The organism is Kitasatospora hibisci, assembly GCF_043950205.1.
GTDB lineage: Bacteria > Actinomycetota > Actinomycetes > Streptomycetales > Streptomycetaceae > Kitasatospora > Kitasatospora hibisci.
This window is the reverse complement of the sequence record NZ_CP171642.1, coordinates 1,840,474-1,865,610: the sequence shown is the minus strand read 5'-3', so window position 1 is coordinate 1,865,610 and position 25,137 is coordinate 1,840,474. Positions and strand designations below refer to the sequence as shown.

19 protein-coding genes are annotated in these 25,137 nt (G+C 75.0%); 10 read left to right on the top strand and 9 right to left on the bottom strand.

The genetic code is table 11. The features are described from left to right. The first annotated feature begins 26 nt into the window (after positions 1-26). The 4 genes from ACF9IK_RS07960 (at position 27) to ACF9IK_RS07945 (ending at position 4,860) form a co-directional block, all read left to right on the top strand. Positions 27-1,445 carry a cytochrome P450 gene (locus ACF9IK_RS07960; protein WP_395293537.1) on the top strand — a complete coding sequence of 473 codons (1,419 nt, stop codon included), beginning with the start codon at positions 27-29 and terminating at the stop codon, positions 1,443-1,445. 384 nt (positions 1,446-1,829) lie between these two features. Next, a complete protein-coding gene (locus ACF9IK_RS07955; RefSeq protein WP_395293536.1) occupies positions 1,830-2,648 on the top strand; it encodes an MHYT domain-containing protein in 819 nt (272 codons plus the stop codon). 619 nt (positions 2,649-3,267) lie between these two features. Further along, a complete protein-coding gene (locus ACF9IK_RS07950) occupies positions 3,268-3,858 on the top strand; it encodes an RNA polymerase sigma factor (protein ID WP_395293535.1) in 591 nt (196 codons plus the stop codon). Positions 3,859-3,903: 45 nt separating this feature from the next. Beyond that, entirely contained in the window at positions 3,904-4,860 is a 957-nt protein-coding gene (locus ACF9IK_RS07945; protein ID WP_395293534.1) for a hypothetical protein, read from the top strand. A gap of 140 nt (positions 4,861-5,000) precedes the next feature. On the opposite strand, the gene ACF9IK_RS07940 is transcribed toward ACF9IK_RS07945, so the two are convergent. Next, positions 5,001-6,410 (bottom strand): cation:dicarboxylate symporter family transporter, encoded by a 1,410-nt coding sequence (locus tag ACF9IK_RS07940; RefSeq protein ID WP_395293533.1) that lies wholly within the window; start codon positions 6,408-6,410, stop codon positions 5,001-5,003. Between the two features lie 196 nt (positions 6,411-6,606). On the opposite strand from ACF9IK_RS07940, the gene ACF9IK_RS07935 reads away from it, so the two are divergent. Both ACF9IK_RS07935 and ACF9IK_RS07930 read left to right on the top strand, forming a co-directional pair. Beyond that, positions 6,607-8,361, top strand: coding sequence for a sensor histidine kinase (locus ACF9IK_RS07935; protein ID WP_395293532.1), 1,755 nt, complete (start codon positions 6,607-6,609; stop codon positions 8,359-8,361). 98 nt (positions 8,362-8,459) lie between these two features. Continuing rightward, on the top strand, positions 8,460-9,155 hold the full coding sequence (locus ACF9IK_RS07930) for a response regulator (protein ID WP_395298503.1): 696 nt from the start codon (positions 8,460-8,462) through the stop codon (positions 9,153-9,155). 160 nt (positions 9,156-9,315) lie between these two features. On the opposite strand, the gene ACF9IK_RS07925 is transcribed toward ACF9IK_RS07930, so the two are convergent. Further along, complete coding sequence (locus tag ACF9IK_RS07925; RefSeq protein ID WP_395293531.1) at positions 9,316-9,942, bottom strand: class I SAM-dependent methyltransferase; 627 nt, start codon at positions 9,940-9,942, stop codon at positions 9,316-9,318. A 160-nt stretch (positions 9,943-10,102) separates the two neighbouring features. Between ACF9IK_RS07925 and ACF9IK_RS07920 the strand changes: the two genes are divergently transcribed. From ACF9IK_RS07920 to ACF9IK_RS07905, 4 genes are all read left to right on the top strand, one after another. Beyond that, positions 10,103-11,581 (top strand): diaminobutyrate--2-oxoglutarate transaminase family protein, encoded by a 1,479-nt coding sequence (locus tag ACF9IK_RS07920; RefSeq protein WP_395293530.1) that lies wholly within the window; start codon positions 10,103-10,105, stop codon positions 11,579-11,581. Positions 11,582-11,739: 158 nt separating this feature from the next. Continuing rightward, complete coding sequence (locus ACF9IK_RS07915; RefSeq protein ID WP_395293529.1) at positions 11,740-13,218, top strand: pyridoxal phosphate-dependent decarboxylase family protein; 1,479 nt, start codon at positions 11,740-11,742, stop codon at positions 13,216-13,218. A 544-nt stretch (positions 13,219-13,762) separates the two neighbouring features. Continuing rightward, positions 13,763-14,521, top strand: coding sequence for a tRNA-dependent cyclodipeptide synthase (locus ACF9IK_RS07910; protein ID WP_395293528.1), 759 nt, complete (start codon positions 13,763-13,765; stop codon positions 14,519-14,521). A 92-nt stretch (positions 14,522-14,613) separates the two neighbouring features. Continuing rightward, the gene (locus tag ACF9IK_RS07905; protein ID WP_395293527.1) at positions 14,614-15,801 is read left to right on the top strand and encodes a cytochrome P450; all 1,188 of its coding nucleotides are present in this window, start codon (positions 14,614-14,616) and stop codon (positions 15,799-15,801) included. 64 nt (positions 15,802-15,865) lie between these two features. Here ACF9IK_RS07905 and ACF9IK_RS07900 read toward each other — a convergent pair whose 3' ends face one another. The 7 genes from ACF9IK_RS07900 to ACF9IK_RS07870 form a co-directional block, all read right to left on the bottom strand. Beyond that, the gene (locus ACF9IK_RS07900; protein ID WP_395298502.1) at positions 15,866-16,669 is read right to left on the bottom strand and encodes an inositol monophosphatase family protein; all 804 of its coding nucleotides are present in this window, start codon (positions 16,667-16,669) and stop codon (positions 15,866-15,868) included. A gap of 111 nt (positions 16,670-16,780) precedes the next feature. Then, positions 16,781-18,016 (bottom strand): type III PLP-dependent enzyme, encoded by a 1,236-nt coding sequence (locus tag ACF9IK_RS07895; RefSeq protein ID WP_395293526.1) that lies wholly within the window; start codon positions 18,014-18,016, stop codon positions 16,781-16,783. A 28-nt stretch (positions 18,017-18,044) separates the two neighbouring features. After that, a complete protein-coding gene (locus tag ACF9IK_RS07890) occupies positions 18,045-19,760 on the bottom strand; it encodes an IucA/IucC family protein (RefSeq protein WP_395293525.1) in 1,716 nt (571 codons plus the stop codon). Next, a complete protein-coding gene (locus ACF9IK_RS07885; RefSeq protein WP_395293524.1) occupies positions 19,757-21,055 on the bottom strand; it encodes an MFS transporter in 1,299 nt (432 codons plus the stop codon). The genes ACF9IK_RS07890 and ACF9IK_RS07885 overlap by 4 nt, the downstream gene beginning before the upstream one ends. After that, positions 21,052-22,797, bottom strand: coding sequence for an IucA/IucC family protein (locus ACF9IK_RS07880; protein ID WP_395293523.1), 1,746 nt, complete (start codon positions 22,795-22,797; stop codon positions 21,052-21,054). Before ACF9IK_RS07880 ends, ACF9IK_RS07885 begins: the two co-directional genes overlap by 4 nt. Further along, entirely contained in the window at positions 22,794-24,008 is a 1,215-nt protein-coding gene (locus ACF9IK_RS07875; RefSeq protein ID WP_395293522.1) for an ATP-grasp domain-containing protein, read from the bottom strand. Before ACF9IK_RS07875 ends, ACF9IK_RS07880 begins: the two co-directional genes overlap by 4 nt. Positions 24,009-24,090: 82 nt before the next feature. After that, positions 24,091-25,107, bottom strand: a complete 1,017-nt coding sequence (locus ACF9IK_RS07870) for an ABC transporter substrate-binding protein (protein WP_395293521.1) — start codon at positions 25,105-25,107, stop codon at positions 24,091-24,093. Positions 25,108-25,137: the final 30 nt, after the last annotated feature.

The window sequence follows — 25,137 nt, the reverse complement described above, 5'->3', positions numbered from 1 at the left end:
GGTAGGCCACTGGACAGGAGGCTCCGATGACCGCTGCTGCCATCCGCATACCCGGCCCGCCCGGACTCCCGTTGATCGGCTCGCTGTTCGATCTCACGCGCAGGCCGTTCCGTACCTACCTGGCCGCCCGGCGCGACTACGGCGACGTGGTCCGCTTCACGGCCGGGCCGCCGGGGCTGCGGACCGAGTTCTTCGCGGTCTTCTCCCCGGAGGGCGCCCAGCAGGTGCTCGGCGGCGAGGCGGCCAACTTCCGCAAGGAGAACAACTTCTACGAGGAGCTGCGCACCAGTGTCGGCAACGGTCTGCTGACCAGCCAGGACGGCGACTACCAGCGGCAGCGCCGGCTCGTCCAGCCGCTGTTCACCCGTCGCCGCGTCGACGGCTACGCGGCGGCGATCGGGCTGGAGGCGCGGGCTCTGGCCGAGCGCTGGCGGGCGGTGCCGGACGGCGTGGTGGACGTGGCCGACGAGATGTCCCGGTTCGCCTTGCGCACCGTCGCCAGGATCCTGTTCGGGGCGGACGTGGAGGAGGCGGTCGCGGTGGTGCACCGCAGCTTCCCGGTCCTCGGTGACTACGTCATGGAGCGCGGCTTCGCGCCGGTCCGCGTCCCGCGCGGCTGGCCGACCCCGTCCAACCGGCGCGGCGCCCGGGCCCAGCGGGACCTCTACCGGGTCTGCGACCGGATCATCGCCGAGCGCGCCGCCCGCGCGGCGCGCACCGGGGTCGGGGCCGGGTCGGGGCCGGAGGCCGGCTCCACGGGTGAGGACGCGTCCGACGACCTGCTCGGGCTGCTCGCGAGGGCGCGGGGCGAGGACGGCGAGCGGCTCGATCCCGCCGAGCTGCGGGACCAGGTGCTGATCTTCCTGCTCGCCGGCCACGAGACCACGGCGACCTCGCTCGCCTTCGCACTGCACCTGCTGGCCGAGCACCCGGAGCAGCGGCGGTCGGCCCGGGAGGAGGCGGAGAAGGTGCTGAGCGGACGCGAGCCGACCGCCGCGGACCTGGAGGCGATGCCGTGCGTGACCCGGGTGGTCAAGGAGGCGATGCGGCTGTACCCCGCCGCCCCACTGATCGGGCGGCGGGCGGTGGCCGAGACGGTGATCGGCGGGCTCGTCATCCCGGCCGGTGCGCAGGTGGTGCTGGCGCCCTGGGTGACGCACCGGCATCCCGGCCACTGGGAGGAGCCGGAGCGATTCGACCCGGACCGCTTCCTCCCCGAGCGGGAGCGGGGGCGGCACCGCTACGCCTGGTACCCGTTCGGGGGCGGTCCGCGCGCCTGCATCGGGCAGCACTTCTCGATGCTGGAGTCGGTGCTCTCGCTGGGGGTGCTGCTGCGCGACTTCGACTTCGAGGCGATCGACCGGGAGGTGGCGCTCGGCCAGGGGATCACGCTGCAGGTGGACGGTCCGCTGCGGATCCGCCTCGTGCCGCGGTCGGACTCCTGATCCCGGCGCACTTCGCAGAGTGCTCGGGCGCTCTGCGAAGTGCCGTCGCCGGCCGCCGGCCGCCGGCCGCCGGTCGCCGGTCGCCGGCCGCTGCGAGCTGCCGGGCAGGGCGGCGCGCGCGGGCAGAGGACCGGCCCATTCGAACACAGCCGCTGCGTACGGTGGGTAGCTTTTCATATCTTCGCGAAGGCTCTTCGGCGCCGCCGATAGCGTCCCACGCACCCTGAAGCGGGTGCGCACGTGCGTATGGCATATGACAAGCGACCGATCCTCCGGCCTGGTCCGGACCCGTCGCCGTCCGTCGACCGCGCGGAGTCCGCCCGGTGCGGGGAGCCCGGGCGTGCAGCGTGAACCACCCGGGCCCGACCGGTCGACGGAGGTCCGATGGGAACGATGAACCACTTCACCTTCGGCTGGCTCACGCCCGCGCTCTCGTACGTGGTGGCGTGCGCCGGGGCCGCCCTCGGCCTGCGCTGCACGCTGCGCGGGTTGGCCGCCACCGGGGCCTCCCGCCGGAACTGGCTGCTCACCGCGGCCGCCGCGATCGGTTCCGGCATCTGGACGATGCACTTCGTCGCCATGTTCGGCTTCGCGGTCGACGGCACCGAACTGCGCTACGACGTCCCGCTGACCGTGCTCAGCCTGCTGGTGGCCGTCCTGGTCACCGGCCTCGGCGTGTTCGCCGTCGGCCACGGCCGGCACCGGGGCCTCGCCCTGGTGACCGGCGGGCTCACCACCGGCCTCGGCGTCGCCGCGATGCACTACCTCGGCATGGCCGCGATGCGGCTGCACGGCGGCCTGCGCCACGACGCGGGCACCGTCGCGCTCTCCGTCCTGATCGCGGTCGGCGCCGCCACGGCGGCGCTCTGGGCGGCCGTCACCATCCGCAACGTGTACGCGGCCGTCGGCGCATCGCTGGTGATGGGCCTCGCCGTGAGCTGCATGCACTACACGGCCATGGCCGCCGTCCACGTCCACCTGGAGCCGGCGCGGACCGGCCTCGGCGGGGTCGCTCCGATGGAGTTCGTCTTCCCGCTCGCCGTCGGGCTCGGTTCGTTCCTCTTCCTCGCCTCGGCCTTCGTCGTGCTCTCCCCGGCCCCCCGGGAGCGCGCCGCCCACGGGGAGGCGGGCGAGCTCGCCATCGAGGAGTTCCCGACCATGCCCGTGCGGCCGGCGCCGGGCGACCACGACCGCGCCGCCTGAGGGGCGAACCGGCGGTCCGGAAGCGGCCCCGACCGGACCGCCGATCCAGGCGGCGGACCTTCACCGTCCACGCCGTTCCCCGCCGTCGTCGCTCCGTGCAGTGGCCGTCCGGAGGCGGCGGACTCCTTCCCGACCTTCCCCGCCCGAAGGACCCCTCACCCGTGCGTGAAGGCCGCGGTGCCGCGCCCGGCGCCCGGCGGGGTGTCCACGACCGGCCGTCCCGCGGCCGCCGGGCGGCAATTCCCAAGCCCTGTACGGCTGGTGACGAATTGCACACGAATGACTGCGCATCGTGAGGTGGCGAACTATGATGTGATCTGCATCACATGGCGGCCGATGGCGAACCACTGACCACCGACCGGTGCCTTCGGCTGCCGATTTCCGAGGGGGCGGCATGGAATTCGTCCGTCAGCGCCGGGGCGGGGAGGGGGCGGACGTCGCCGCCGGCGCCCGTCCCCCCGGGCAGGGCCGGTCCGGACCGGCCCCATCCGGGCAAGGTCCCCCGGAATGCGGCCGGGTCGAGTGCGACCTCCCCGGGTCCGGCCGGTCCGGATGTGACCGGGCTGAACGTGACGGAATGCGGTCGGGGCCGGACACTTCCCGATCGGAAGGCGCCGATGTGGCGGCTTTCAACCGGGCGTTCACGGAAATGCTGCCGAGGCTCCATCGGACGGCCGCCTCGCTCTGCGGAAGTCCGTCCGCCGCCGGCGACGTCGTGCACGACGCGTATCTGCGGATCGCCCGCCGCCCCGAGCGGTTCCTCGGCCATCCGCAGCCCTACGCCTATGTGTTCACCGTCATGGCCAACATCCTGCGGGACCAGTGGCGTCGGGAGCGGCGCCGGCAGGTCGTTCCGGAGCCGCCGGAGGGCGCGCGGGTCGACGTGGGGCCGTACGGCTGCGGGTTCGGGGAACTGCACGCCCACTGGGAGGTGGTCCGGCTGCTGCGCCATCTGACCGCCAAGCAGGCGCGCGTCGTCCTGCTGGTCGACGTCGACGGCTACGGCATCGACGAGGCCGCGGCGCTGCTGGGTGTGCACCGCTCCACGCTGGCGGTCACCCGCCGCCGGGCGCTCCGGCGCCTCCGGGCCTTCCTCGAAGGGGAGCGTGCCGGTGGCGGCGGCACGGGCGGCGGGGGGCGCGCCGAAGCGGGGCGGCCGTGCACCGGCCGGGCGCGGAGGTTCCCGGCGTCGCCCGACGCACCGAGCTGACGGCAAGTCAGCTGATGCGGGGCCCCGGCCCGTACGCTGAAAATCGTGATCACGTACCAGGAGCACCGGCTCCGCACCCTGGTCGAGGGCGGCCGCTGGCACGACCTGCTGACCGTATACCGGCGGGTCCGGGGCGCCGCCGTGGCGCGCGCGGGCGAGGGGGCGGCCGTGGTGGAGAGCGCGCTGCTCGGCCACCTGATCGCGTACGCCGCGCCGCCCGAACTGGCCGTCCGCCTGTTCGACGCGGACGGCGGCCCCGGGACCTCCGCCGGGGTGGCGGACCACGACGCCGGGCCGCTCTGGGAGGTGCTCGCCACCCGGCACTCCTGGCTGCGACTGGCCCCGCTGCTGGGCCCGGCCCCGGTGCGGCGGCTGGTCGCACAGACCCGGGTGCTGATCGGCGAGGACCTCTCGTACGGGGCCGAGCCCGACCCGGAGAGCGTCCCGCCGCTGCTGGAGCCGTGGGAGTCGGTCGGCTGGGGTGAGGGTGTGCGGGTGCGCGACTACCTGCCCGGCGGCGGTGCGCGCAGTGCGCTGCTGACGCTGCCGGCCACACGCGAGGGCCTGGGGCCGGTGCTGCTGCCGGAGCCGGGGGGCCGGTTGCGCGGCCAGCCGGCGACCGGGGCGCTGGCCGCGCTGGCCGAATGGGCGGACGTGGTCTGCGTCCGCGGGCCCGCGCCGCGGGCGGCCGCCCAGCTGGCCCCCGGCCACCGGGTCACCGGCGGGTACCTGCCGTTCGCGATCGCGTACCCGGTGCTGGTCCAGGCGGGCGCGACCGAGCGGTCACGGGGGTCGGCGCACGGCCGGCTGGCGCTCTGGCGGGCGCTCGGTGCGATGGCCGGCCACGACGGGCCGGACCGAGCGGCGGTGAATGCGCTGGTGGCCCGGATGCGCTGCTTCACCTGGTGGGACCCGGCGGACGGCCTGCGCCATCTGCACCTCGCGATGGAGGATCCGGCGACGGGCCTGAGCTGGGCGGTCAGCGGCTCCGACGAGCCCTGAGGCGCGCAGGCGGTGCCGGGTCGGCGGACGGAAAGGCCCCCGGCCCGGCGCCGCTCGGGGGGTTGGGCGAGGCGCCGGACCGGGGGAGTCCAGTGTGGGGCGTGCGGTGTGGGGCGTGCGGTGGGGCGTGCGGGTGGGGCTCAGGCGGCCGTTGCGCTCGCGGTGCCGCTCTGCGCGGGGACCGGGTCCGGCAGCGCTCCGGCGCCCGCGGGAGCGGGTGCCGCGGTGCCGTGCGCGTCCACGAGGGTCTGCTCGTCGAACGGCGCGTCGCCCGCCAGCACCCGCCGGGCCTGCTCGCGGTCGAGCTCGCCGGTCCAGTGCCCGATCAGCACGGTGGCGACCGCGTTGCCGGCGAAGTTGGTCAGCGCCCGCGCCTCCGACATGAAGCGGTCGATGCCGACGATCAGGCCGACGCCGTCGACCAGCGCGGGCTTGTGCGACTGCAGCCCGCCCGCGAGGGTGGCCAGCCCGGCTCCCGTGACCCCGGCCGCGCCCTTGCTGGCGATGACCATGAAGACCAGCAGCGAGAGCTGCTCGCCCAGCGACATCGGCTTGGCCATCGCCTCCGAGATGAAGATCGAGGCCATGGTGAGGTAGATCGCGGTGCCGTCGAGGTTGAAGCTGTAGCCGGTCGGGACCGTGATGCCGACGACCGGGCGGCTGACGCCGAGGTGCTCCATCTTGGCGATCAGGCGGGGAAGTGCGCTCTCCGAGGACGAGGTGGAGAGGATCAGCAGGAACTCGCGGCCGAGGTAGCGCAGCAGCGTGAACACGTTGACGCCGGCGACCAGCCGCAGCAGCGTGCCGAGCACCACGACCACGAACAGGATGCAGGTGACGTAGAAGCCGATCATGATGACGGCGAGGCTCTTCAGTGCGGCCGTGCCGGTCGCCCCGACCACCGCGGCCATCGCGCCGAAGGCCCCGATCGGAGCCACCCACATGATCATCGACATGACCCGGAACACCAGCCGCTGCACGTGCTCGATCCCGCGCAGCACCGGTGCGCCGGACGCGCCCATCGCCTGCAGGGCGAAGCCGGCCAGCAGGGCGACCAGCAGGGTCTGCAGCACCTTGCCCTCGGTGAGGGCGGAGAGCATGGACGTCGGGATCGTTCCGAGCAGGAAGTCGGTCGTGGACTGGGCGTGTCCGGCGGCGGCCTGGGCGTGGCCGGACTTCGCGAGCGCGGCGGTCAGGTGCAGGCCGCCACCCGGCTCCAGCAGGTTGCCCACCACCAGGCCGATGGCCAGCGCCACGGTGGACATGGTGAGGAAGTAACCGAGCGCGAGTCCGCCGACCCTGCCGACCTTCGCGGCCTTGGCCACGGAGCCGATGCCCAGCACGATCGTGCAGAAGATCACCGGGCTGATCATCATCTTGATCAGGTTGACGAATCCGGTCCCGAGCGGCTTCAGCTCGACCGCGAAGGTCGGCGCGACCAGTCCGACCACGACGCCCGCGACCACCGCCGCGATCACCGCGAGGTAGAGGTAGTGGGTGCGGTCCCGGCGTCTGACCCCCGCCTGGGGCCCTGCTCCAGTGATCGACATCTGCGGCTCCTTCGCCCTGCAGTCCTGGTGGCCCCGGGTGGTGGGCCGCTCCGACTATCGGGCCGGACAGTGACGGGGGTCACGTTTGCGTTCATAGAGTTCATGCCGCGGCCGGGCGGCCCCGGGAGCCGGGCGGCACGGCCCCGCTGCGAACGGGGCTCCTGCCGGGCGTCGGCGGTGGTGCACACTGTCTGGCATGTCCGTGCGCATCCGCCCCACACCGCGCCGGCGGCCGCGTGGACCGGTGCGCAGCCTGGCCGGACAGCTCTTCGTCGTCCAGGTGGTGATCGTGGCCGCGGTCGTGGCCGGCGGCGCCGTGTTGGCGTACCTGTTCACCGCGGGTCGGGCCGAGGACGCCGCCCGCCGCCAGGTCACCGCGGTCGCCCGCTCGGTGGCGGACTCGCCGTCCGTGCTGGCCGCCGTCGGCGCGCCCGACCCGAGCGCCCTGCTCCAGCCGTACGCCGAGCAGGTCCGCGCGGACACCGGGGTCTCCTTCATCACCGTGATGGACACCGCCGGGGTGCGCTGGACCCACCCGCTGCCCGAGCAGATCGGCAAGACGTTCCTGGGGCACATCGACTGGGCGCTCGCCGGCCGGACCCGCAGTGAGACGTACACCGGGACGCTCGGCCCGTCGGTCCGGGTGGTCACGCCGGTGCTGGACGAGCGGCACCGGGTGGTCGCGCTGGTCAGCGCCGGGATCACGGTGCAGTCGATCTCCGCACAGCTGCGCGGGCCGCTGCTCGCGCTGGTCGGCGTCGCGGTGGCCGCCCTGGCGGTCGGCGGCGCCGGCACCTACCTCGCCAACTCCCGGCTGCGGCGCCACACCCACGGCATGGGGCCGGACGAGCTCAGCCATCTCTACGAGTACCACCAGGCCACCCTGCACTCGGTGCGCGAGGGACTGGTCCTGCTCGACCGCCGGCACCGGGTGGTGCTCTGCAACGACGCGGCCCGCGAACTCCTGGCGCTGGAAGGGGAGGTGGAGGGGAGGCCGCTCGGCGAGCTGGGGCTGCCGGCGGCACTGGTGGCCGCCGTGCTCGGGGCCGAGCCGGTCCGGGACGAGGTCCACCTCACCGCAGAGCGGGTCGTGGTGCTCAACACGTCGACCATCGGCACCGGCCTCGGGCAGGTTCTGACCCTCCGTGACCACACCGAACTTCAGTCGCTGAGCGGCGAGTTGGACTCGGTGCGGGGATTCACCGAGGCGCTCGGCGCGCAAGCGCACGAGGCGGCCAACCGGTTGCACGCCGTCGTCTCGCTGATCGAACTCGGCCGGCACCGGGAGGCGGTGGAGTTCGCGACCGCCGAGCTCGAACTCGCCCAGCAGCTGACCGACCGCGTCGTCGCCGCCGTCGGCGAGCCGGTGCTGGCGGCCCTCCTGCTCGGCAAGGCGGCCCAGGCCGCCGAGCGGGGTGTGGAGTTGACCCTCACCGAGGACAGCCGGATCGACGACGGCGTGCTGCCGCCGGGCCTGTCCGCCCGCGACCTGATCACCGTGCTCGGCAACCTGATCGACAACGCGGTCGACGCCGCGATCGCCGGCGCCGCCGCGAGCCCCGACCCGCCCGAGGTCACCGTCACCGCCCGGATCGAGTCCGGTGGAGCGGAGTCCGCCGGGTCGGAGTCCGGGCCGGCCGGCGCCGCGCGACCCGGGGACGGTGACGGGACCGGTCCGGGCGGGTCCGTGCCCCCCTCCGCTGGGCACCTGCTGCTCCGCGTCGCCGACACCGGCACCGGCATCGACCCGTCCGCCGTCGCGGACGTGTTCCGGCGCGGCTGGAGCACCAAGCAGGACGACCGCGGGCACGGCCTCGGGCTCGCCCTGGTCGCCCAGGCCGCCCGGCGCAACGGCGGTACCGTCGAGGTCGGCCGTGACCGCGGCGCGGTGCTCACCGTCCGGCTGCCGCTCGGCCGCCCGGCCCGTCTGCCCGAGCCGGTGGCGTCGTGAACCGGCCGGTCGACCGGCCCGCGGACGGGCGCCCGGACCTGCCCCCGGACGGGCCCCGCCGTCCCGGTGGGCGCCGCGCCGGCGGGCCCCGCCCGGAGATCACCGTCCTGGTGGTCGAGGACGACCCGGTGGCCGCCGCCGCGCACACCCTCTACGTCGACCGCGAACCCGGCTTCCGCGTCGTCGGCACGGTGCGCGGCTGCGCGGAGGCGTTGCGCTTCCTGGAGCGCGCCCGGTCCGCCGGAACGCCCGTCGACCTCACCCTGCTCGACCTCTACCTGCCGGACGGTCACGGCCTGCAGCTCTGCGGCACCCTGCGCGCGGCCGGGCACACCACCGACGTCATCGCCGTCACCTCGGCCCGCGACCTCGCGATGGTGCGGCAGGCGGTCTCGGCGGGCGTGGTCCAGTACCTGCTGAAGCCGTTCAGTGCGGCCGCCCTGCACGACCGCCTGGAGCGGTACGCGCGCTACCGCGACTCCCTCGGGCGCACCGGCGACGCGACTGGACAGGACGAGGTCGACCAGGCCCTCGCCCTGCTCCGCACGCCCGAACGCACCGCCCTGCCCAAGGGGTTGAGCGCGCCGACGCTGGAGACCGTCGCGGCCGTCCTGCGCGAGGCCCGGACCGGGCTCTCCGCGGCGGCCGCCGGCTCCGCCGCAGGCGTCTCCCGCATCACCGCCCGCCGCTACCTGGAGCACCTCGTCGACACCGGCCTCGCCGCCCGCGAGCCCCAGTACGGCAGCGTCGGCCGCCCGGAGCTCTGCTACCGCTGGACGGCCGGCGGAGCCTAGCGGGGGTCTCGCCCGGCCCGGTCCCGGCGGCTGCCGGGCGGCGTACCGGGCGAGGAGCGCCTGCGCCTCGTGGCCGTCGACGCGCTCGGTGGAGTCCTCGGAGATCGGCGGTGCCGCACCCGCGGCCCGGATCCCCGGCCGGCGAGCGGCCGGTCCTCGGCTAGGCCCGGGTGGCGAGCGCGAGGTAGCGGTCGTCGGTGTCCGTGTAGCGGTCCAGCCGCCAGCCGGCGGCGGCCAGCAGCGGGCGCAGGTTGGGTTCGGCGCGGAGGTCGTCGGGGGTGAGCCCGCGGCCGTGGCGCGCGGCGAGGGCGGCGCGGCCGACGGGGTGGAAGAGTGCGAGCGGTGCGCCCGGGCGGGTGACGCGGGCGAGTTCGCGCAGGGCCCCGGGCGGGTCGGGGAGGTGGGAGACCAGGCCGGCGGCGAAGACGGCGTCGAGGGAGGCGTCCGGGAGCGGGAGGCGGGCGCAGTCGGCGAGCAGCAGGGTCGCGGTTCCGGGGTGCCGGGCGGCGGCCTCGTCCAGCATCTCCGGGGTGACGTCGGCTCCGAGCACCTGCCCCTCGGGCCCCACCGCGGCGCGCAGCAGGGGCAGCGCGCGGCCGGTGCCGCAGCCCGCGTCCAGCACGGAGTCGCCCGGGTGCAGGCCGAGTTCGGCGATCGCGGCGGCGTAGCGGGGGCCGTCGTCGGGGAAGCGGGTGTCCCAGCCGGCGGCGCGTGCGGCGAAGAACTCGCGGGTGCGGGCCAGTTCGGCCTCGTGGTCGGACGGCGCGGGCGAGGATTCGGGCGACATGGGGCGAGCGTAGCGCGGAGCCCCGTAACCTCCGGGCGGCCCGCTCGTTGGGTGGTCGGGCTCGTTGTCACCCGCGCGGGTGATTCTGGCGGCCCTCGGTGTATCCGGCCAGGTCAAGCAAAGTAAAGTTAGGCTTACCTAACTTCTTGGGAGTCCCGCCTTGTCGCTCGCCGCCGAGCCCGCCACCGGTCCGACCGTGCCCGCCCAGACCCCCGGCGGCGACGCCGTCCTGCGCCGCCAGCGCGTCCGCGAGTCCGCCGCCCGCACGTACGCCCGCTCGTTCCCGATCGTGCCGGTGCGCGCCAACGGCATGACCGTCGAGGGTGCCGACGGCCGCCGCTACCTGGACTGCCTCTCCGGCGCCGGCACGCTCGCGCTCGGCCACAACCACCCGGCGGTTCTGGAGGCGATCCGCCGCACCCTGGACAGCGGCGCCCCGCTCCACCTGCTGGACCTCGCCACCGCCGAGAAGGACGACTTCACCACCGCGCTGTTCGAGAGCCTGCCGAAGGAGTTCGCCGGGCGGGCGCGGGTGCACTTCTGCGGCCCCGCCGGCACCGACGCCGTCGAGGCCGCGCTCAAGCTGATGCAGACCGCCACCGGCCGCTCCGGCGCGCTCGCCTTCACCGGCGCCTACCACGGGATGACCGCCGGGGCCCTCGCGCTCACCGGCAACACCGCCGTCAAGGAACCGCTGCCGAGCGGCGGCGAGGTGGTCCGGCTGCCCTACCCGTACGCGTACCGCTGCCCGTTCGGGGTCGGCGGGGAGGCCGGCGCCGACCTCGCCGCCACGTACGCGGAGCGGCTCCTGGACGACCCCTCGGGCGGGGTGGTCCGGCCGGCCGCGATGATCCTGGAGGCCGTCCAGGGCGAGGGCGGCGTCGTGCCCGCGCCGGACGGCTGGCTGCGCGAGATGCGCCGGATCACCGCCGAGCGCGACATCCCGCTGATCGTGGACGAGGTGCAGACCGGCGTCGGCCGCACCGGGGCGATGTGGGCGGTCGAGCACAGCGGGATCGTCCCGGACGCGATGGTGCTCTCGAAGGCGATCGGCGGGAGCCTGCCGCTCGCCGTCGTCGTCTACCGCGAGGAGTACGACGGCTGGCGACCCGGCGCGCACACCGGCACCTTCCGCGGCAACACGCTCGCCATGGCGGCGGGGGCGGCCACGATCCGCTTCGTCGCCGCCCACGGTCTGGCCGAGCGGGCCGCGCTGGTCGGCGCCCGGATGTCCGAGCGGCTGCGCGCGCTGGCAGGGGAGCTGCCGGTGATCGGCGACGTGCGCGGCCGGGGGCTCATGCTCGGCGTCGAACTGGTCGACCCCGAAGCCGAACCGGACGCCTGCGGGGCCCGGCCGGCGGCTCCTGCACTCGCCGTCAGGGTGCGCGAGGCCTGCCTGGCCCGCGGGCTGATCGTCGAACTCGGCGGCCGGCACGACGCGGTGCTGCGCCTCCTGCCGCCGCTCACCGTCACCGACGAACAGGTCGACGCCGTCCTCGACCGGCTGGCGGACGCGATCGCGTCCGTGGGCGCTGGGGGCGCTGGGGGCGCTGGGGGCGTGGGGGGCGCGAGGGAAGCCGCAGGCAGAGCCGGGGCCTCCGGTCCGGCTGCGGCGGCTGCCTCGGCGGGCGCGCGGTGAGCGGCGCGGGCAGGGGCGGCGACGCCGGCGACGGCCCGGAGGTGCCCGGCGGTTCCGACCTCCCGGACGACCCCTGGGGGACCGGCGTCCCGGACGGTCCCGGCGCTGCCGGGGGCGGTCCCGGCGGGCCCGAGCCCGGGAGGTCCGGCGATCCCGGGATGCCGGACGACCCGTCCGCCGGGCTCGACGCCCTCGCCGGCGGTGCGGGCGGCCCGGGTGCCCTCGGGCCGCTGCTGGCCACCGTGCTCGACGCCCTGGACGCCGGCGCCGCCCGCCGTGGCGGACCGCTGCCGGCCGGACACCCGGGCCGGATCGCCGCGCTGGTCGCCGACGCACTGGCCGGGGCGGGCGGGGCGGAGGCCCTGGCCCGCCTCACCGAGGTCCTCGCCCGCGGCGCCGCCGATCCCGCCGATCCGGCCTGCGCCGCCCACCTGCACTGCCCGCCGCTGGCCGTGGCCGTCGCCGCCGACCTCGCCGTCAGCGCGCTCAACCCCTCCCAGGACTCCTGGGACCAGGCGCCCGCCGCCACCGCGCTGGAGACCGCGCTGCTCGCCGAACTCGCCGCCCTGGTCGGCTTCGACCCGGCCCACGCCGCCGGCGTGCTCACCTCCGGAGGTACCGAGTCGAACCTGATGGGGCTGATGCTGGCCCGCGACCAGAAGCTGGACGGCATCGTCGAGTTGGACGGCCTCCCGGCAGGTGTCCGGCCCCGGATCATCGCCTCGGAGGCCGCGCACTTCTCCGTCCAGCGCGCCGCCGCCCTGCTCGGCCTCGGTGAGCGGGCCGTCGTCACCGTCCCCGTCGACCGCGAACTGCGCATGCACCCGGCCGCCCTGGAACGCGTCCTGGCCGAGACCAGCTGGGCCGGGAACACCCCGATCGCCGTGGTCGCGACCGCCGGCACCACCGACACCGGAGCAATCGACCCGCTGCACACCGCCGCCGACCTCGCCGCCCGCTACGGCGCCTGGCTGCACGTCGACGCCGCGTACGGGGGCGGTGCGCTGCTCTCCGACCGGCTCGCGCCCCTGCTCGACGGCATCGCCCGGGCCGACTCGGTCTCGCTGGACTGGCACAAGCTCGGCTGGCAGCCCGCCGCCGCCGGGATCTTCCTGGTACGGCGGGCCGAGACCTACGTGTCGCTCGCCCGCCGCGCCGAGTACCTCAACCCGGCCGACGACGAACAGGCGGGCTACCCCAGCCTGTTGGGGCTGTCGCTGCGCACCACCCGGCGGGCCGACGCCTTCAAGATCGCGGTCACCCTGCGCACCCTCGGCCGGGCGGGCCTCGGCCGGCTGGTCGACGCCTGCCACCTGCTGGCGCGCGGCGCCGCCGAGGCCGTGCGGGCCGAGCCCGAGCTGGAGCTGCACGCCGAACCGGTCCTCACCACCGTGGTGTTCCGCTACCGTCCGCCGGGCGAGCACGACGGGGCCGCGCTCGACGTGGTCAACGCCGAGCTCCGCCGGACGCTGCTGCGCACCGGCCGCGCCGTCGTCGGACGCACCGAGCTGCCCGGCGAGGGGCCGGGTCGGGTCCGGCTGAAGCTCACCCTGCTGAACCCGCACGCGTCCGCGGCCGAAATCGGCGCACTGCTGCACGAGGTGGTGCGGATCGGCCGGGAGACCCGGCCCGCGTAGCGGCTCGGCCGTGCGCCGTCAGGGCGTGTCCCGGGCGCACCGCCCGCCGGCGCGCGCACCCCGGCCCGGCGCCTGCATTCCAAAACAACAGCTATTCCCCGGGCGGATACTGGAGGAAGTCACACTGGTGTGACATGCTCTCCGAGGGATATTCCGCCGCCGCCGAAAAGCCTCCGTGGACATACCTTCACGCAGGAGTACAGGCCGATTTCGGCCGCCCGGAGATCAGATTCCGCCAACCCGCCGGCAGGGCTTGCGGAGATCCCGAGAACCGGCGGTAACTTCATGTGGTCGCCGCCCCACCAGACGCACACGGCTCTCCGGGGTGGGCCGCCTGACCGGGCGCGCACTATCGGCATGCGGTGAGCTCGCCCTTACATCCGGGTGAAATCCGCCTATCCGCCGTGCAATTCCGTGAATCCCGCTGGAACCGCGCGAGCCGCTACCGGCCGGCGTGAACCGCGTGCGGCGGAGGAGCCGACGGGCACCGTGCGAAGCCGCGCGACCGGATCCCTTGACCATTTCTGCGAAGCGGAGACCAGGCATGCGCGAAACCCTCCCGGGCGAAAGCGCCGTCACCATCGATCGGACCGCGTACGAGGCACTTCCGTTCTCCGCCCGCTGCCGGGAGATCTGGCGGCGCGGCGACCACCTGCTCATCGGTGTGAGCCCGGGGAACAGCTACTTCAGCCACCGGCGAATATCCGAACTCATCAGGTGGGGGCGCGAGTTCTTCGACCGCATCGACATCGTCCACGCGGACCTGCACGTCGAGGCGCAGTTCGCGGCCTTCGGCTACACCGCCGAGCACGCGCAGCGGCGGGCCGCCAAGGAGGTCAAGGCGACCGCCCGGCGGATCGCGCGCGGCGCCGAGGAGGCCGGCGAACCCGACAACGTCCGGGCCCACGCACTATCCGAGTTCACCGGCCATCCCGCGTACGGGCGACTGCACCACCAGACGGTCGACGCGTTGCGGACCGACCGGGAGTTCCGCGAGGCCGCCGAGGGCATGGCACGCGGCTTCCTTGCCGCCCGGATGGACGAGGGGCTGGCACCGAATGAACTGCAGCTCGCCGCAGGTCTGCAGTACATCGCCGCGGAGCTGCCGTTCTTCCTGGACACCCCGGCGCTGCTCGGCGTGGCCTCCTCGGTCAGCTGCTACCACGTCGAACTCCCTCTCACTCCCGTCCTGTTCGGCCGTGACCGGGGACTGCGGGCGGCGCCCGGCCAGGCGTACGCGGTGGTCCGACCGGCCGCCCCGCCGCTGCCCGTGACGGCCGGGCCGCCGGTCCGCGCCGCCTGAGCGTCCTCGGCTCCGCGCACCCATGCCCTCCCACTCCCGCACGTCCGCGTGCCTTCCCGCCCGTACCACCCCGATCCGCAACGGAGTTCACCATGTCCGATCCCACCTTCCCGCTCTCCCGCAGAGGCGACGTGCTGCCGGAGGAGGCGAACCGGCTGCGCGAGGAGCGGCCCGTCGCGCGGGTCCGCACCATGACCGGTGACCCCGCCTGGCTGGTCAGCAGCTACGCGCTGGCCAAGCAGGTGTTGGAGGACGAGCGGTTCAGCCTCAAGGACACCGCCAACCCGGGCGTCCCGCGCCAGTACGCGCTGACCATCCCGCCGGAGGTGGTCGACAGCATGGGCAACATCAACAGCGCGGGACTGCGCAACGCCGTCATGAAGACCCTCTCGCCGCGTGCGGACAAGGAACTGGACGGCTGGCTGCAGGCACAGGCCCACCGGCTGATCGACACGCTGGTCGAGCACGGTGCGCCGGCCGAGCTGCGCGACGGCTTCGCCGAGCCGTACTCGGCCGCCCTGCACTGCCGGCTGCTCGGTATCCCGGCCGACGACTGGCGGCGCCTGATGGCCGGCGTCGACGTGGCCTTCCTGACCAGCCCCGTCCCGTTCGTGGGCGCCGCGCCCAACTGGTACAAGGACCTCGGCTACATGGTGGCGCGGCTCAACGCCGACCCGGAGCCCGAGGAGGGCCTGCTCGGCCGGTTCGCCGAGCTGCGTCGCTCGCCCGACGTGTCCGACCGGGTGGGTGACGAGCTGCTGGCCACCGTCGCGCTCTCGCTGTTCGGTGCGGGTGCCGTCTCCACCTCGTCGTTCCTGCTGCACGCGGTCATCCACCTCGTGCAGCAGCCGGAGCTGGCCGATCGGCTGCGCCGGGAGCCGGCCCTGATCGGCCGGGCGGTGGACGAGCTGCTGCGGGTGAACCTCTCCATCGGCGACGCGCTGCCCCGGATCGCGCTCGCGGACGTGCGGCTGGGCGACGTGGAGGTGAGGGAGGGCGAGCTGGTGCTGGTGCTGGTCGAGGGCGCCAACCACGACCCGGCGGTCTTCCCGGAGCCGGAGCGCATCGACTTCGACCGGACCGACAACCCGCACCTGGCCTTCGGCGCCGGCCACCACTTCTGCCCGGCGTCGGCGCTCGGCCGCACCCACGCGGAGATCGCGATCACGGCGCTGGTCGAGCGCCTGCCGGGTCTGCGGCTGGCTCTGCCGGTCGAGCAGCTGGCCTGGCGCCCCGGCTTCATCAAGCGCCTGCCGGAGCGACTCCCCGTCGTCTGGTGAGCCCGCGGGGGCGGGCCCGCGGCCGACCGGACCGGACCCGGACCGGACCCGGGCCGGGCCGGGCCTAGTCGTCCGGGCCGAGCAGGACGGCGCGGGTCCGCTCCCAGGTCTCCCGGTCGGCGGCCACCAGGAGCCCGTGTTCGCAGCCCGGGGCCTCCGGGCGGTAGGGGCTGCCGTCCAGACGGGCGGAGACCCCGCCGGCCTCGGTGACCAGGAGCGAGCCGGGGGCGTGGTCCCAGGGCAGGGTGCGCCAGTAGAGGATGAAGTCCAGCCGGCCCTCGGCCAGCTCCGGGTACTCGATCCCGGCGGCGTGCCGCCCCGGGGTCACCTCGCCGAAGGCGGCGCTGTTCGCCTCCACCCGGCGGCGCTGCTCCGGTTCCAGGAAGCGGCTCTTCACCGCGCCGCGCCACTCCGCGGGGACGGCCGGCGCGGGCGTCCGGGTGAGGCGGTGGCCGTTGCGCCAGGCGCCGGCGCCCAGCTCGGCGGTGTAGCAGACGGCGTTGGACGGCTGCCAGATCCAGGAGGCCACGGTCTGGCCGGAACGGACCAGGGAGGCCATCACGGCGTAGTCGGGGCGGCCGGCGATGAAGTTGGACGTCCCGTCCACCGGGTCGACCAGCCAGACGGCGGGCTCGGAGTGCAGGGCGCGGGCGAGGGCGGGATCGGCGGCGACGGCCTCCTCGCCGACCACCGGCACGGGCAGCAGGTCGCGCAGGCGTCGCTCGATGATCGCCTCGGCCTCGCGGTCGGCGATGGTCACCACCTCACCGGGGGCCTTCTCCATCACCTCGCCGGCGGTCAGCGCCCGGAACCGCGGCTCCACCGCCTCGGCAGACGCCTCGGCGAGGATCTCCGCCACCCTGTCCATCAGCACTGCGCGCTCCCTTCGCTGGCTACCACTCTCGCACGTCTGTGCGGTGCCGACCTGCGGCAGGGGGCCGGATCGGGGGTGCCCCGGCGCGGAGAAGGCCGTCCGCCGTCAGCCGGCGGGTGCCGAACCGTCGCCGTCGAGGTAGTGGAAGCCCGGGTACGGGTGCATCAGGAAGTCGTGGTGCGAGATGTTCCATGCGTACGCGCCCGCCATGGCGAAGAGCACCCGGTCCCCCGTGCGCAGCCCGGCCGCGGCCGGCGCGCTGCGCGCGAGGACGTCCTTCGGGGTGCAGAGCTGGCCCGCCAGGGTGGCCCGGCCCGTGGTGACGGCCGGGCGCGGCCACGGGTACGACCAGGCCTCGACCGGCAGCAGGGTGAACGGCTGGTCGTGCCCCCGGGTGGCCGGCGTGCGCAGGTGGTGGGTGCCGCCGCGGACGACCGCGAAGTCCTCCCCGTAGCTCTGCTTCACGTCCAGCACCTCGGTGGCGTACCAGCCGCAGTACGCCGTCAGCGCGCGGCCCGGCTCGATCCGCAGGATAGGGCCGGGGTGGCGGTCGAGCAGCTCGGCCAGGCCCTCGCCGAACGCGGTCCAGTCGAAGCGCGCCTGCGGGTCGGCGTAGTCGACGGCCATGCCGCCGCCCACGTTGACCTCGTCGAGCGCGAAGGCGTGCCGCTCGGCCAGCCGCGCCGACCAGCCGACGATCTGCTCGGCGAGCGTCAGCTGCTCCGCCGCGGCCAGCCCGCTCGCCAGGTGGGCGTGCACGCCGCGCAGCCGCAGCCGCGGGCGCAGCGCGCCGAACGGGCCGAGCGGGTCGGTCAGCAGGCGGGCGCACGCCTCGGCGCGTTCCGGGTCCAGGCCGAACGGCGTCGGTCGGCCGCCCATCGCCAGGGCGGCCGCGTCCAGGGCGCCCGCGCCCGCCGGCAGGTTCACCCGCAGCAGCACGTCCACCGAGGCCCGCGGCCGGTGGGCCAGGGCGGTGGCGAGCCGGTACAGCTCCTGCTCGCTCTCGACGTGCCAGCGGTGCACCCCGGCGTCGACGGCGGCCGCGATCTCGGCCTCCGTCTTGCCCGGCCCGCCGAAGGCCAGCGGGGCGTCCGGCACGGACTGTCGCACGTGCGCCAACTCGCCGCCGCTGGAGACCTCGTAGCCGTCCACGGCGGACCGCAGCGCGGCCAGCACGGGGGCGTCGGGGTTGGCCTTGGCGGCGTAGTAGAGCTCGACCCGCTCGGGCAGCGCGGCCCGGACGGCGGCGGCGTGCGCGCGCAGGGCCGCCAGGTCGTGGACGAAGGCGGGCAGCGCTTCCGGGGCCAGCCCGGCGACGTGTCGGCGGACGGTGTCGGTCATCGGGTGCCTCCCGGCGGCAGGGTGTCGTTCATCGGGCGCTCCACGCCGGCGTGCGGGCGGCGCTCTGCGGTGACAGCTGCGCCGCGCCGGCCAGGACGGAGCGTCCGAGCGGGGACGGCAGCCGCACGTAGCCGGCCTCGCGGTCGGGGCGGCGCTCCCAGCGGGTCAGCAGGTTGGCCTTGGCCGGCAGCGGTACCCCGGCGAGCAGGGCGCGCAGCCGGGGCGGCCGGCCGTGGGCGGCGGCGTACTCCTCCAGCACGCGGCGCACGGCCTCCCAGCAGGCGCCCTCCGCCTCCGGGTGGCGGTCGGCCAGGGCGGCGAGCAGCTCGGCGACGTGGTTGACCAGGAGGCAGTAGACCACCCGGTCCCAGCCGCGTTCGGCGTCGTAGGCCATCGGCCCGGCCACCTCGGTCGGCAGGGCGGCCAGCACGGCGACGTTCCGCTCGGGCACGAGCTTGGTGCCCTCCAGGTCGCGGAAGAGCACCTGGGCGGGGCGGCCGTCGGCGTCCACCCCGATCAGCACGTTCTGCAGGTGCGGCTCCAGCACGACGCCGTGGTCGAAGTAGGCGGCCAGCACGGGCGGGACGAGCAGCCGCAGGTAGGCGGTCCACCAGTCCAGGGCCGCCCGCGCGTCGGCCTCCGGGCCGAGCAGCTGCGAGATGTGGGCCGAGCTGGTCGGGTGCTCGTCGGCCACGGCCGCGGCCAGCAGCGGGGTGACGCCGGGGCGCAGGCCGGTGAACCCCTCGCGGACGATCAGCCCGAAGCCCTCGTAGAGCGACCGGTCGGGAAGGCCGTCCGCGCCGGGCAGCGCCAGCGTGCGGAAGGCCGGCTCCCGCAGCATCGCGGCGTCCGGGAAGCGCTCGGCGAGGTCGGTCAGCGCGGGGGCGAGCAGCCGGGTCAGCGCCACCGCGCCGGTCAGCTCGTAGGCGGCGTTCTTGCGCAGGCAGTTGGTGATCCGCACGTTGAGGCTGAACTTCAGGAACGCGCCCGCGCCGTGCAGGGTGCGTACCGAGGCCGTGGCGGCGAACGGCTCGCCGCCGGGGCCGAGGTCGATGATGTCCCCGCGCTCCAGGGCACCGCGCAACAGCGGATGGTCGGCGAGGAGTCGGAACTGCCAGGGGTGTGCGGGCAGCAGCCGGTAGCCGGCCGGCACCTCGCGCAGGCCGTCCAGCAGCGCGGTCGCCGCCGGGTCGGTCGAGGACTCCGCGACGAGCTCCTCCCGGACGGCCAGGTGGCGCAGCCGGAACTCGGCCCGCGACTCGGGCGCGTAGGAGCGCCAGTCGCCGCGCTCGGCGGAGCGGGACTTGGGCGTCGGGTGGAAGCGGTGCCCGAAGAGCAGCGCCTGCTCGGATTCCAGGTAGCGGTCCGGGCCGGCGTCGGGGCGGTTCTCCAGGCCGGCCAGCACGCCGGCGTGGCTGGAGGCCAGCTGGTCGAGGAACTCCTCGTTCACGGTTCCGGTGCGCAGCTCCAGCTCGCCCTGGACGTGGTCGGCGAGCGAGCGCCAGTCCACCTCGGACCAGCCGCCGGGGCGTTCCTCCTCCACCGGGCCGGTGAAGCGGTGCGCGCCGAGCAGCGAGGTGCGGCGCAGCGCGACCCGCAGCAGGACGCCGCGCCGGGGGAGCCGGAGCAGCAGCCGGCCGTCGGCGACGGCGGTCTGGTGCTCGGGTGCGGAGACCTCGCGCAGCAGGCAGTTGAGCAGGGTGTGGGCCACCGCGTGGTCGGCGGTCGGCAGTTCGCGGGTCATCGGTGACTCCAGCGCTTGAGGGAGGGGGTGGCGAGTGCGGTGGCCGCGGCGGCGGCCAGCAGTGCGGCGGCGGTGCCGACCAGCACGGGGGCGGCGGTGCCGAACCGGCCGTTGGCCAGCGCCGCGACGGCACCGGCGGCCACGGCGCCGCCCTTGGAGACGAATTCGAGGGTGCCGAACATCCGGCCCGGTGCCCGGCCCCGCACGGCCTCGGCGGCCAGTACGGAGAGGCAGACCAGGCCCAGCGTGAGCCCGGCGCCGAGCAGCAGCCGGACGGCCACGAAGACCGGCAGCGAGTGCGCCACGGCGTGTCCGGCCAGGCCGAGGGCCACGAAGCCGAAGCCGAGCGCGATCCCGGCGCGCGGGCGGGTGAGGAAGGCGGTGTGGGTGCGGGCTGCGAACGCCAGGTAGCAGAGGTGCGGCAGCGCGAACAGCACGCCGGTGGTGGTCTCGGAGACCCCGGGGAGCCGCTCCTCGGCCAGGGATATCAGGTAGGGGAACGAGATGATCGTCGCGAAGACGAAGGCGAACTCGAAGGCGTAGAGCGCGGTGAGCGGCGTGCAGGCGGCCGCGGCCGGCTCGGCCTCGTCCGCCGCCCCGGCCCTGCCGGCGTTCGCGGTGCCGGCGCTTCCGATCGCGCCTCCCGCCTCGCCCTCGGCGTCGCCCGTGCGGACCGCGGCGGCGGCCGGCCGGGTCGGTTCCGGCAGCAGCGAGAGCAGCACGGCTGCGGCCATCGGCAGGACGGCCATCGGCAGGTACTGCCGGTGCGGGTCGATCCACGGCGACAGCGCGCCGACCAGGACGGGTGCGGCGACCAGGGCGGCCCGCGCGCTGCCCTGCATCAGGGTGAGCGCCCGGGAGAGCCGTGCGCCGTCGAGGGCCGCGGCCAGGTAGCCGTTGGTCGCGGCGAAGGTGCCGCCCAGGAATCCCTGGAGGACCAGGGCGAGGGTGAACGCGGGCAGGCTGTCGGCGGCGCCGGCGAGCAGGAAGGAGACGGCGAGCCCGAGTTGGGCACGGAGCAGCAGGCGCTTGCGGCCGAACCGGTCGGCGAGCCGCCCCCAGAGCGGGGCGCCGAGCGCGCTGAACACGGTCGGCACGATGTAGAGCACGCCGGCCCACCGGCCCTGGGGGTCGCCGAGCGCAGGCAGGATCGCCGTCAGGTACGGCGGCAGGCCGAGCGCGGCGAAGGACGCGACGAAGTGGCACGCGGCGACGGCGTGCACCTGGCGCCGGCCCAGCCCGCCGGCGCGGGGGGTCTCGCCGGCGGGCAGCTTCGCCAGGGTGTCGACCGTCATCGGGCGGCTCCCGGCGGTGTGAAGCGCTGCGACAGCAGGTAGTTGGGGCCGCTGGTGTAGTGCTTGTTGATGTCGGCGGCGCCGGAGCGCTGCTTGCTGAGCAGCGTGCCGGCGGTGACCATCGCCTTCACCGGCAGTCGCTCGGCGTCCAGCAGGTCGGCGCGCAGCGGCTCGCCCGCCGGGCCGATCCGGTCCACCGCTTCGGCGAGCCGCTTGCGCAGCAGCCCCAGGGCGTCGTCGAGTCCCGCGCGCCCGTGGGCGGCCAGGCCGAAGGCGAGGGAGGCGGTGCACAGGTGGCCGGTGATGGTCGTGAAGAGGTCGGTCAGCGGCCGGTCGGTGTCGCCGAACATCCGTGCGTGATCGTCGAACTCGCTCGGCCCCGGGGCGAGCTCGCCGAGTTCGGCGGCCAGCCGCGGGCCGTTGATCCGGGGGCCGTCGTTGTCCTTGTAGAGCAGCCGCAGCCGGGTCCGGTCGTCGGCCCGGTCCAGCACCAGCGAGGTGTTCTGCTGGTGGGACTCCAGGGCGATGCCGTAGCGGAAGAGCGTGGTCTGCCAGTCGAGCAACAGGGTGAGGAAGGCGTCGTAGAGGGCGAGCGGATCGCCGCCGTAGAAGCGGTCCGCGAGATGGTCGACCACCAGCCGGCCGCCGGGCGCCGGGGCCAGCAGCGAGGCGAGCGGGACGGTCACGGTGTCGCCCAGCTCGGCCGGGTAACGGCGCAACAGGGCGGCCAGCAGCTCGTGCCCGGTTTCGAGGTAGCACTGCTCGTCGGCGTGCAGGATCGTGGCGGCGAAGCGCGGTTCGAGGCCGATGACGGTCTCCAGCAGGCGCTGGCCGGCCGCGCCGTCCGGCAGCACGCCGGGCTTGATCGTGCGGCGGTTCTTCAGACCGAGCGTGGCGGTGGCCAGCGGCAGTTTCAGGTGGCAGGCCGGGTCCTCGGCGACGGCGACGGTGCGCATGGACAGCGTCGGCACGACGGTCAGGTACGGCCGGTCGGCGAGCACGGCCCGCCCGGTCAGGCCGAGGGCGGCCAGCGCCTCGTCGAGCGGCGCGCCGACGGAGAGCGGGTGGACGGGCAGGGTGAGCCAGTCCCCGTCGAGGTCGAGGCCGAGCCAGGCCGGGGTGGGCCACCAGCTGGGCAGCGGCTGCTCGCCGTGCCGGCGGACGGCGCCGGTCGGCACGGCCAGCCAGCGGAGTTCGAAGGCCGGGTGGAACTCGGGTGCGTAGGAGCGAAGTTGCGGCTCGCTGAGTCCGGAGCGCCCGCGGGCGGTCGGGTAGACCGGGTGGTCGAGGTGGGCGGCGAGGGTGTCCTGCCCGAGGGCGGCGGCGAGGCCGGTCCAGTGGGCGGGGTCGGGGCCGTACAGGTCGGTGAGCGCCGTCTGCACCTCGCCCCGCACGTGGGCGTGCAGCTCCATGGTGGCCAGGGTCTGCCGGCACTCCTCGGCGAAGGCGGCCCAGCCGCCCCGGTCCTCGGGGTCGGCGAGCCCGGCGAGCGCGGCCAGGATCGCGTCCAGCCCGGTGAGCCGGGTGCCGTCGTGCTCCAGCAGCGGCAGCCGGGCGGCGTACTCGCTCTGGAAGCCCTCCTCGGCGACGGGCAGGGCGATCCCGTGCCGGGCCAGGGTGAGCCAGCGGCCGTCCGCGCGCTCGGCCGGGACGCTGCGGGTGCGCAGGCCGAGGACGTCCTCGCGCAGCAGGGCGGAGAGCACCCGGATCGTCAGCTGCCCGGCGACGGGGGAGGGGCTCACGGCGTGATCTCCCAGCGGTTGACGGCGGCGAACTCGGCGGCGACCCGCCGCAGCTCGGTGAGGTCCGGGCCGATGGTCCAGATCATGCCGAGGTAGTCCCGGTTGGTGCGGTAGTGCGGGTGCCGGGCCCCGACCGCGCGCATCGGGCGGTACGAGAGCCCGATGCCGTCGACGTCGAGGTCGCACGGCTCGGGGGCGGCGGTGAGCGTGCCGGCCCGGTCGGCGCAGACGGCCAGGTTGTGGGCCCGGAGGTCGGTGCGGGCGCCGAGGTCGGCGGGCAGCGGCCGGCCCAGGTGGACGTTCAGGATGTGCTCGAAGAGCGGGATGCCGAGGAACCCCGCCATCATGAGGTCGGTCCGGTCGCCGATGGCGCGGTAGTTGACCTCGACGATCCTGGCCCGCCCGTCCGGCTGCACGATGAACTCGGTGTGGCAGGCCCCGAACCCGACTCCGAGCGCGTCCAGTTGGGCGAGGACCTGGTCCACCACCGGCTGCGGGTGGGCGTGGACGAACTCCAGCACCTCCTCGACGAACTGCGGCGGCGGGGAGAGCCGGGTCTCGAAGCCGCCCAGGACGTGTCGGACGGTGCCGTCGCCGAGCGTCTCCAGCGTGCGGAGCTCGCCGACCAGGAACTCCTCCACCACCAGCGCCGCGCCGGGGCGCCGATGCTGGATCTCCTTGCCGAGCTGAACCAACTCCTCGATGTCCGAGACGAGTCGGACGTCCTCGCTGGCGACGCCCTCGCGGGGCTTGACGATGCACGGGAAGGGGATGTCCAGGGCGTGGAGGTCGGCCGGGTCCTGGTCGGGGGCCAGCTCGGCCGACCAGACCGTGTCCACGCCGGAGTCGGTGAGGTGGCGGCGGAGTTCGGCCTTGTTCTTGGCCCGCAGGGTGGACTTCCAGTCCTTGGCCGGCAGGCCGAAGTACTCGGCGGCCAGTGCGGCCTGGGTCTGCAGGTGGTCGCTGTTGGTGAAGACCGCGTCGGGCGTGCGGTGGCGGGAGATCTGCCCGATCACCTCGCGGAAGTCCCGTACGTCGCACTCCAGAACCTCCAGCGAGCCGGCCGGGAAGGAGAGTTCGGTGTAGGCGAGGCGGTGGGCCGCCGCGTCGTCGGAGATGACCGTGACGTCGAGGCCCAACCGGGAGGCCGCGGGCAGGAAGCCTTCGGTGACCGAGTCGGTGGGGTTGTGGGCGAGCAGGTAGAGCCGCATGGTCGGCGGGGTCCTCTCCGTGGGGGAGTCGGGTTGGCGCGGGGCGGGCCGCTGCTCGGGCCCGCCCCGTACGTCGGTGTGCCTACGCGGGCGCGTCGACGCCCGCGGCCCTGGCGATGTCGCCGAGCATGGCGTCGGCGGCCTGGACGCCGATGCCGGACATCCAGGTCTCGTCCGGCACGTTGAACACCTTGTCGTTCTTGACGGCGTTGAGGCCCTGCCAGACCGGGGTGCCCTGGACCTCGCTCTGCTTGGTCTTGGTCGGGTCGTCGGCGACGGTGACGAAGACGAGGTCGGCGTCGGCCTGGTCGATCTGCTCGGCGCTGACCTCCAGCATCGACTTGTCGACGTCCTGCGAGGCCGGGCGGCCCAGGCCGACGTCCTTCAGCACGACGCCGCTGAACGACTGCTTCTGGTAGAGGCGGGTCGGGCCGGCGACGAAGCGGACCACCGAGGCGGTCGGGGCGGTGCCGTTGTACTTGGCCTTGATCGCCTCGCCGAGCCTGGCGGCGCGGGCCTCGTAGTCGGCGAGCGCCTTCTTGGCCTCCGCCTCCTTGCCGAGCGCCTGCGCGTACAGGGCGAGGTTCTCCTTCCACGGGAAGCCCGTGGTCTCGGCCAGCACCGTCGGCGCGACGGCGTTCAGCTTGTCGTAGACCTTGGCGTGCCGGACCTTCGAGGAGAGGATCAGGTCGGGCTTGAGGGAGGCGATCAGCTCCAGGTTCGGCTCGGCCATCGGGCCGACGTCCTTGGTGTCCTTGACCTTGTCCTTGAGGTAGCCCGGGAAGCCGCCCTCGGTCTTCATGTGCGGGGAGACCGCGCCGACCGGGGTGATGCCCAGCAGGGTGACGTCGTCGAGCTCGCCGCTGTCCAGCACCACGACGCGCTTCGGCTGGGCCTTGATCTCGGCGGTGCCGGCGGCGTGGGTGACGCTGCGCGGGAACACCGCGCCGGAGCCTGCGGCGGCCGGGGCGGCGTCGCCGGCGGGCTTGGCGGCGTTCCCGGAGTCGCCGTTGCTTCCGCAGGCGGAGAGCAGCGTGGTGGAGAGCGCGACGGCCAGGACGGCGGCGGGGAGTCTGCGGGCGCGGACGGAGCGGTTCATGGCGGTTCCTTGTCTCTGGTGCGGGGTTGG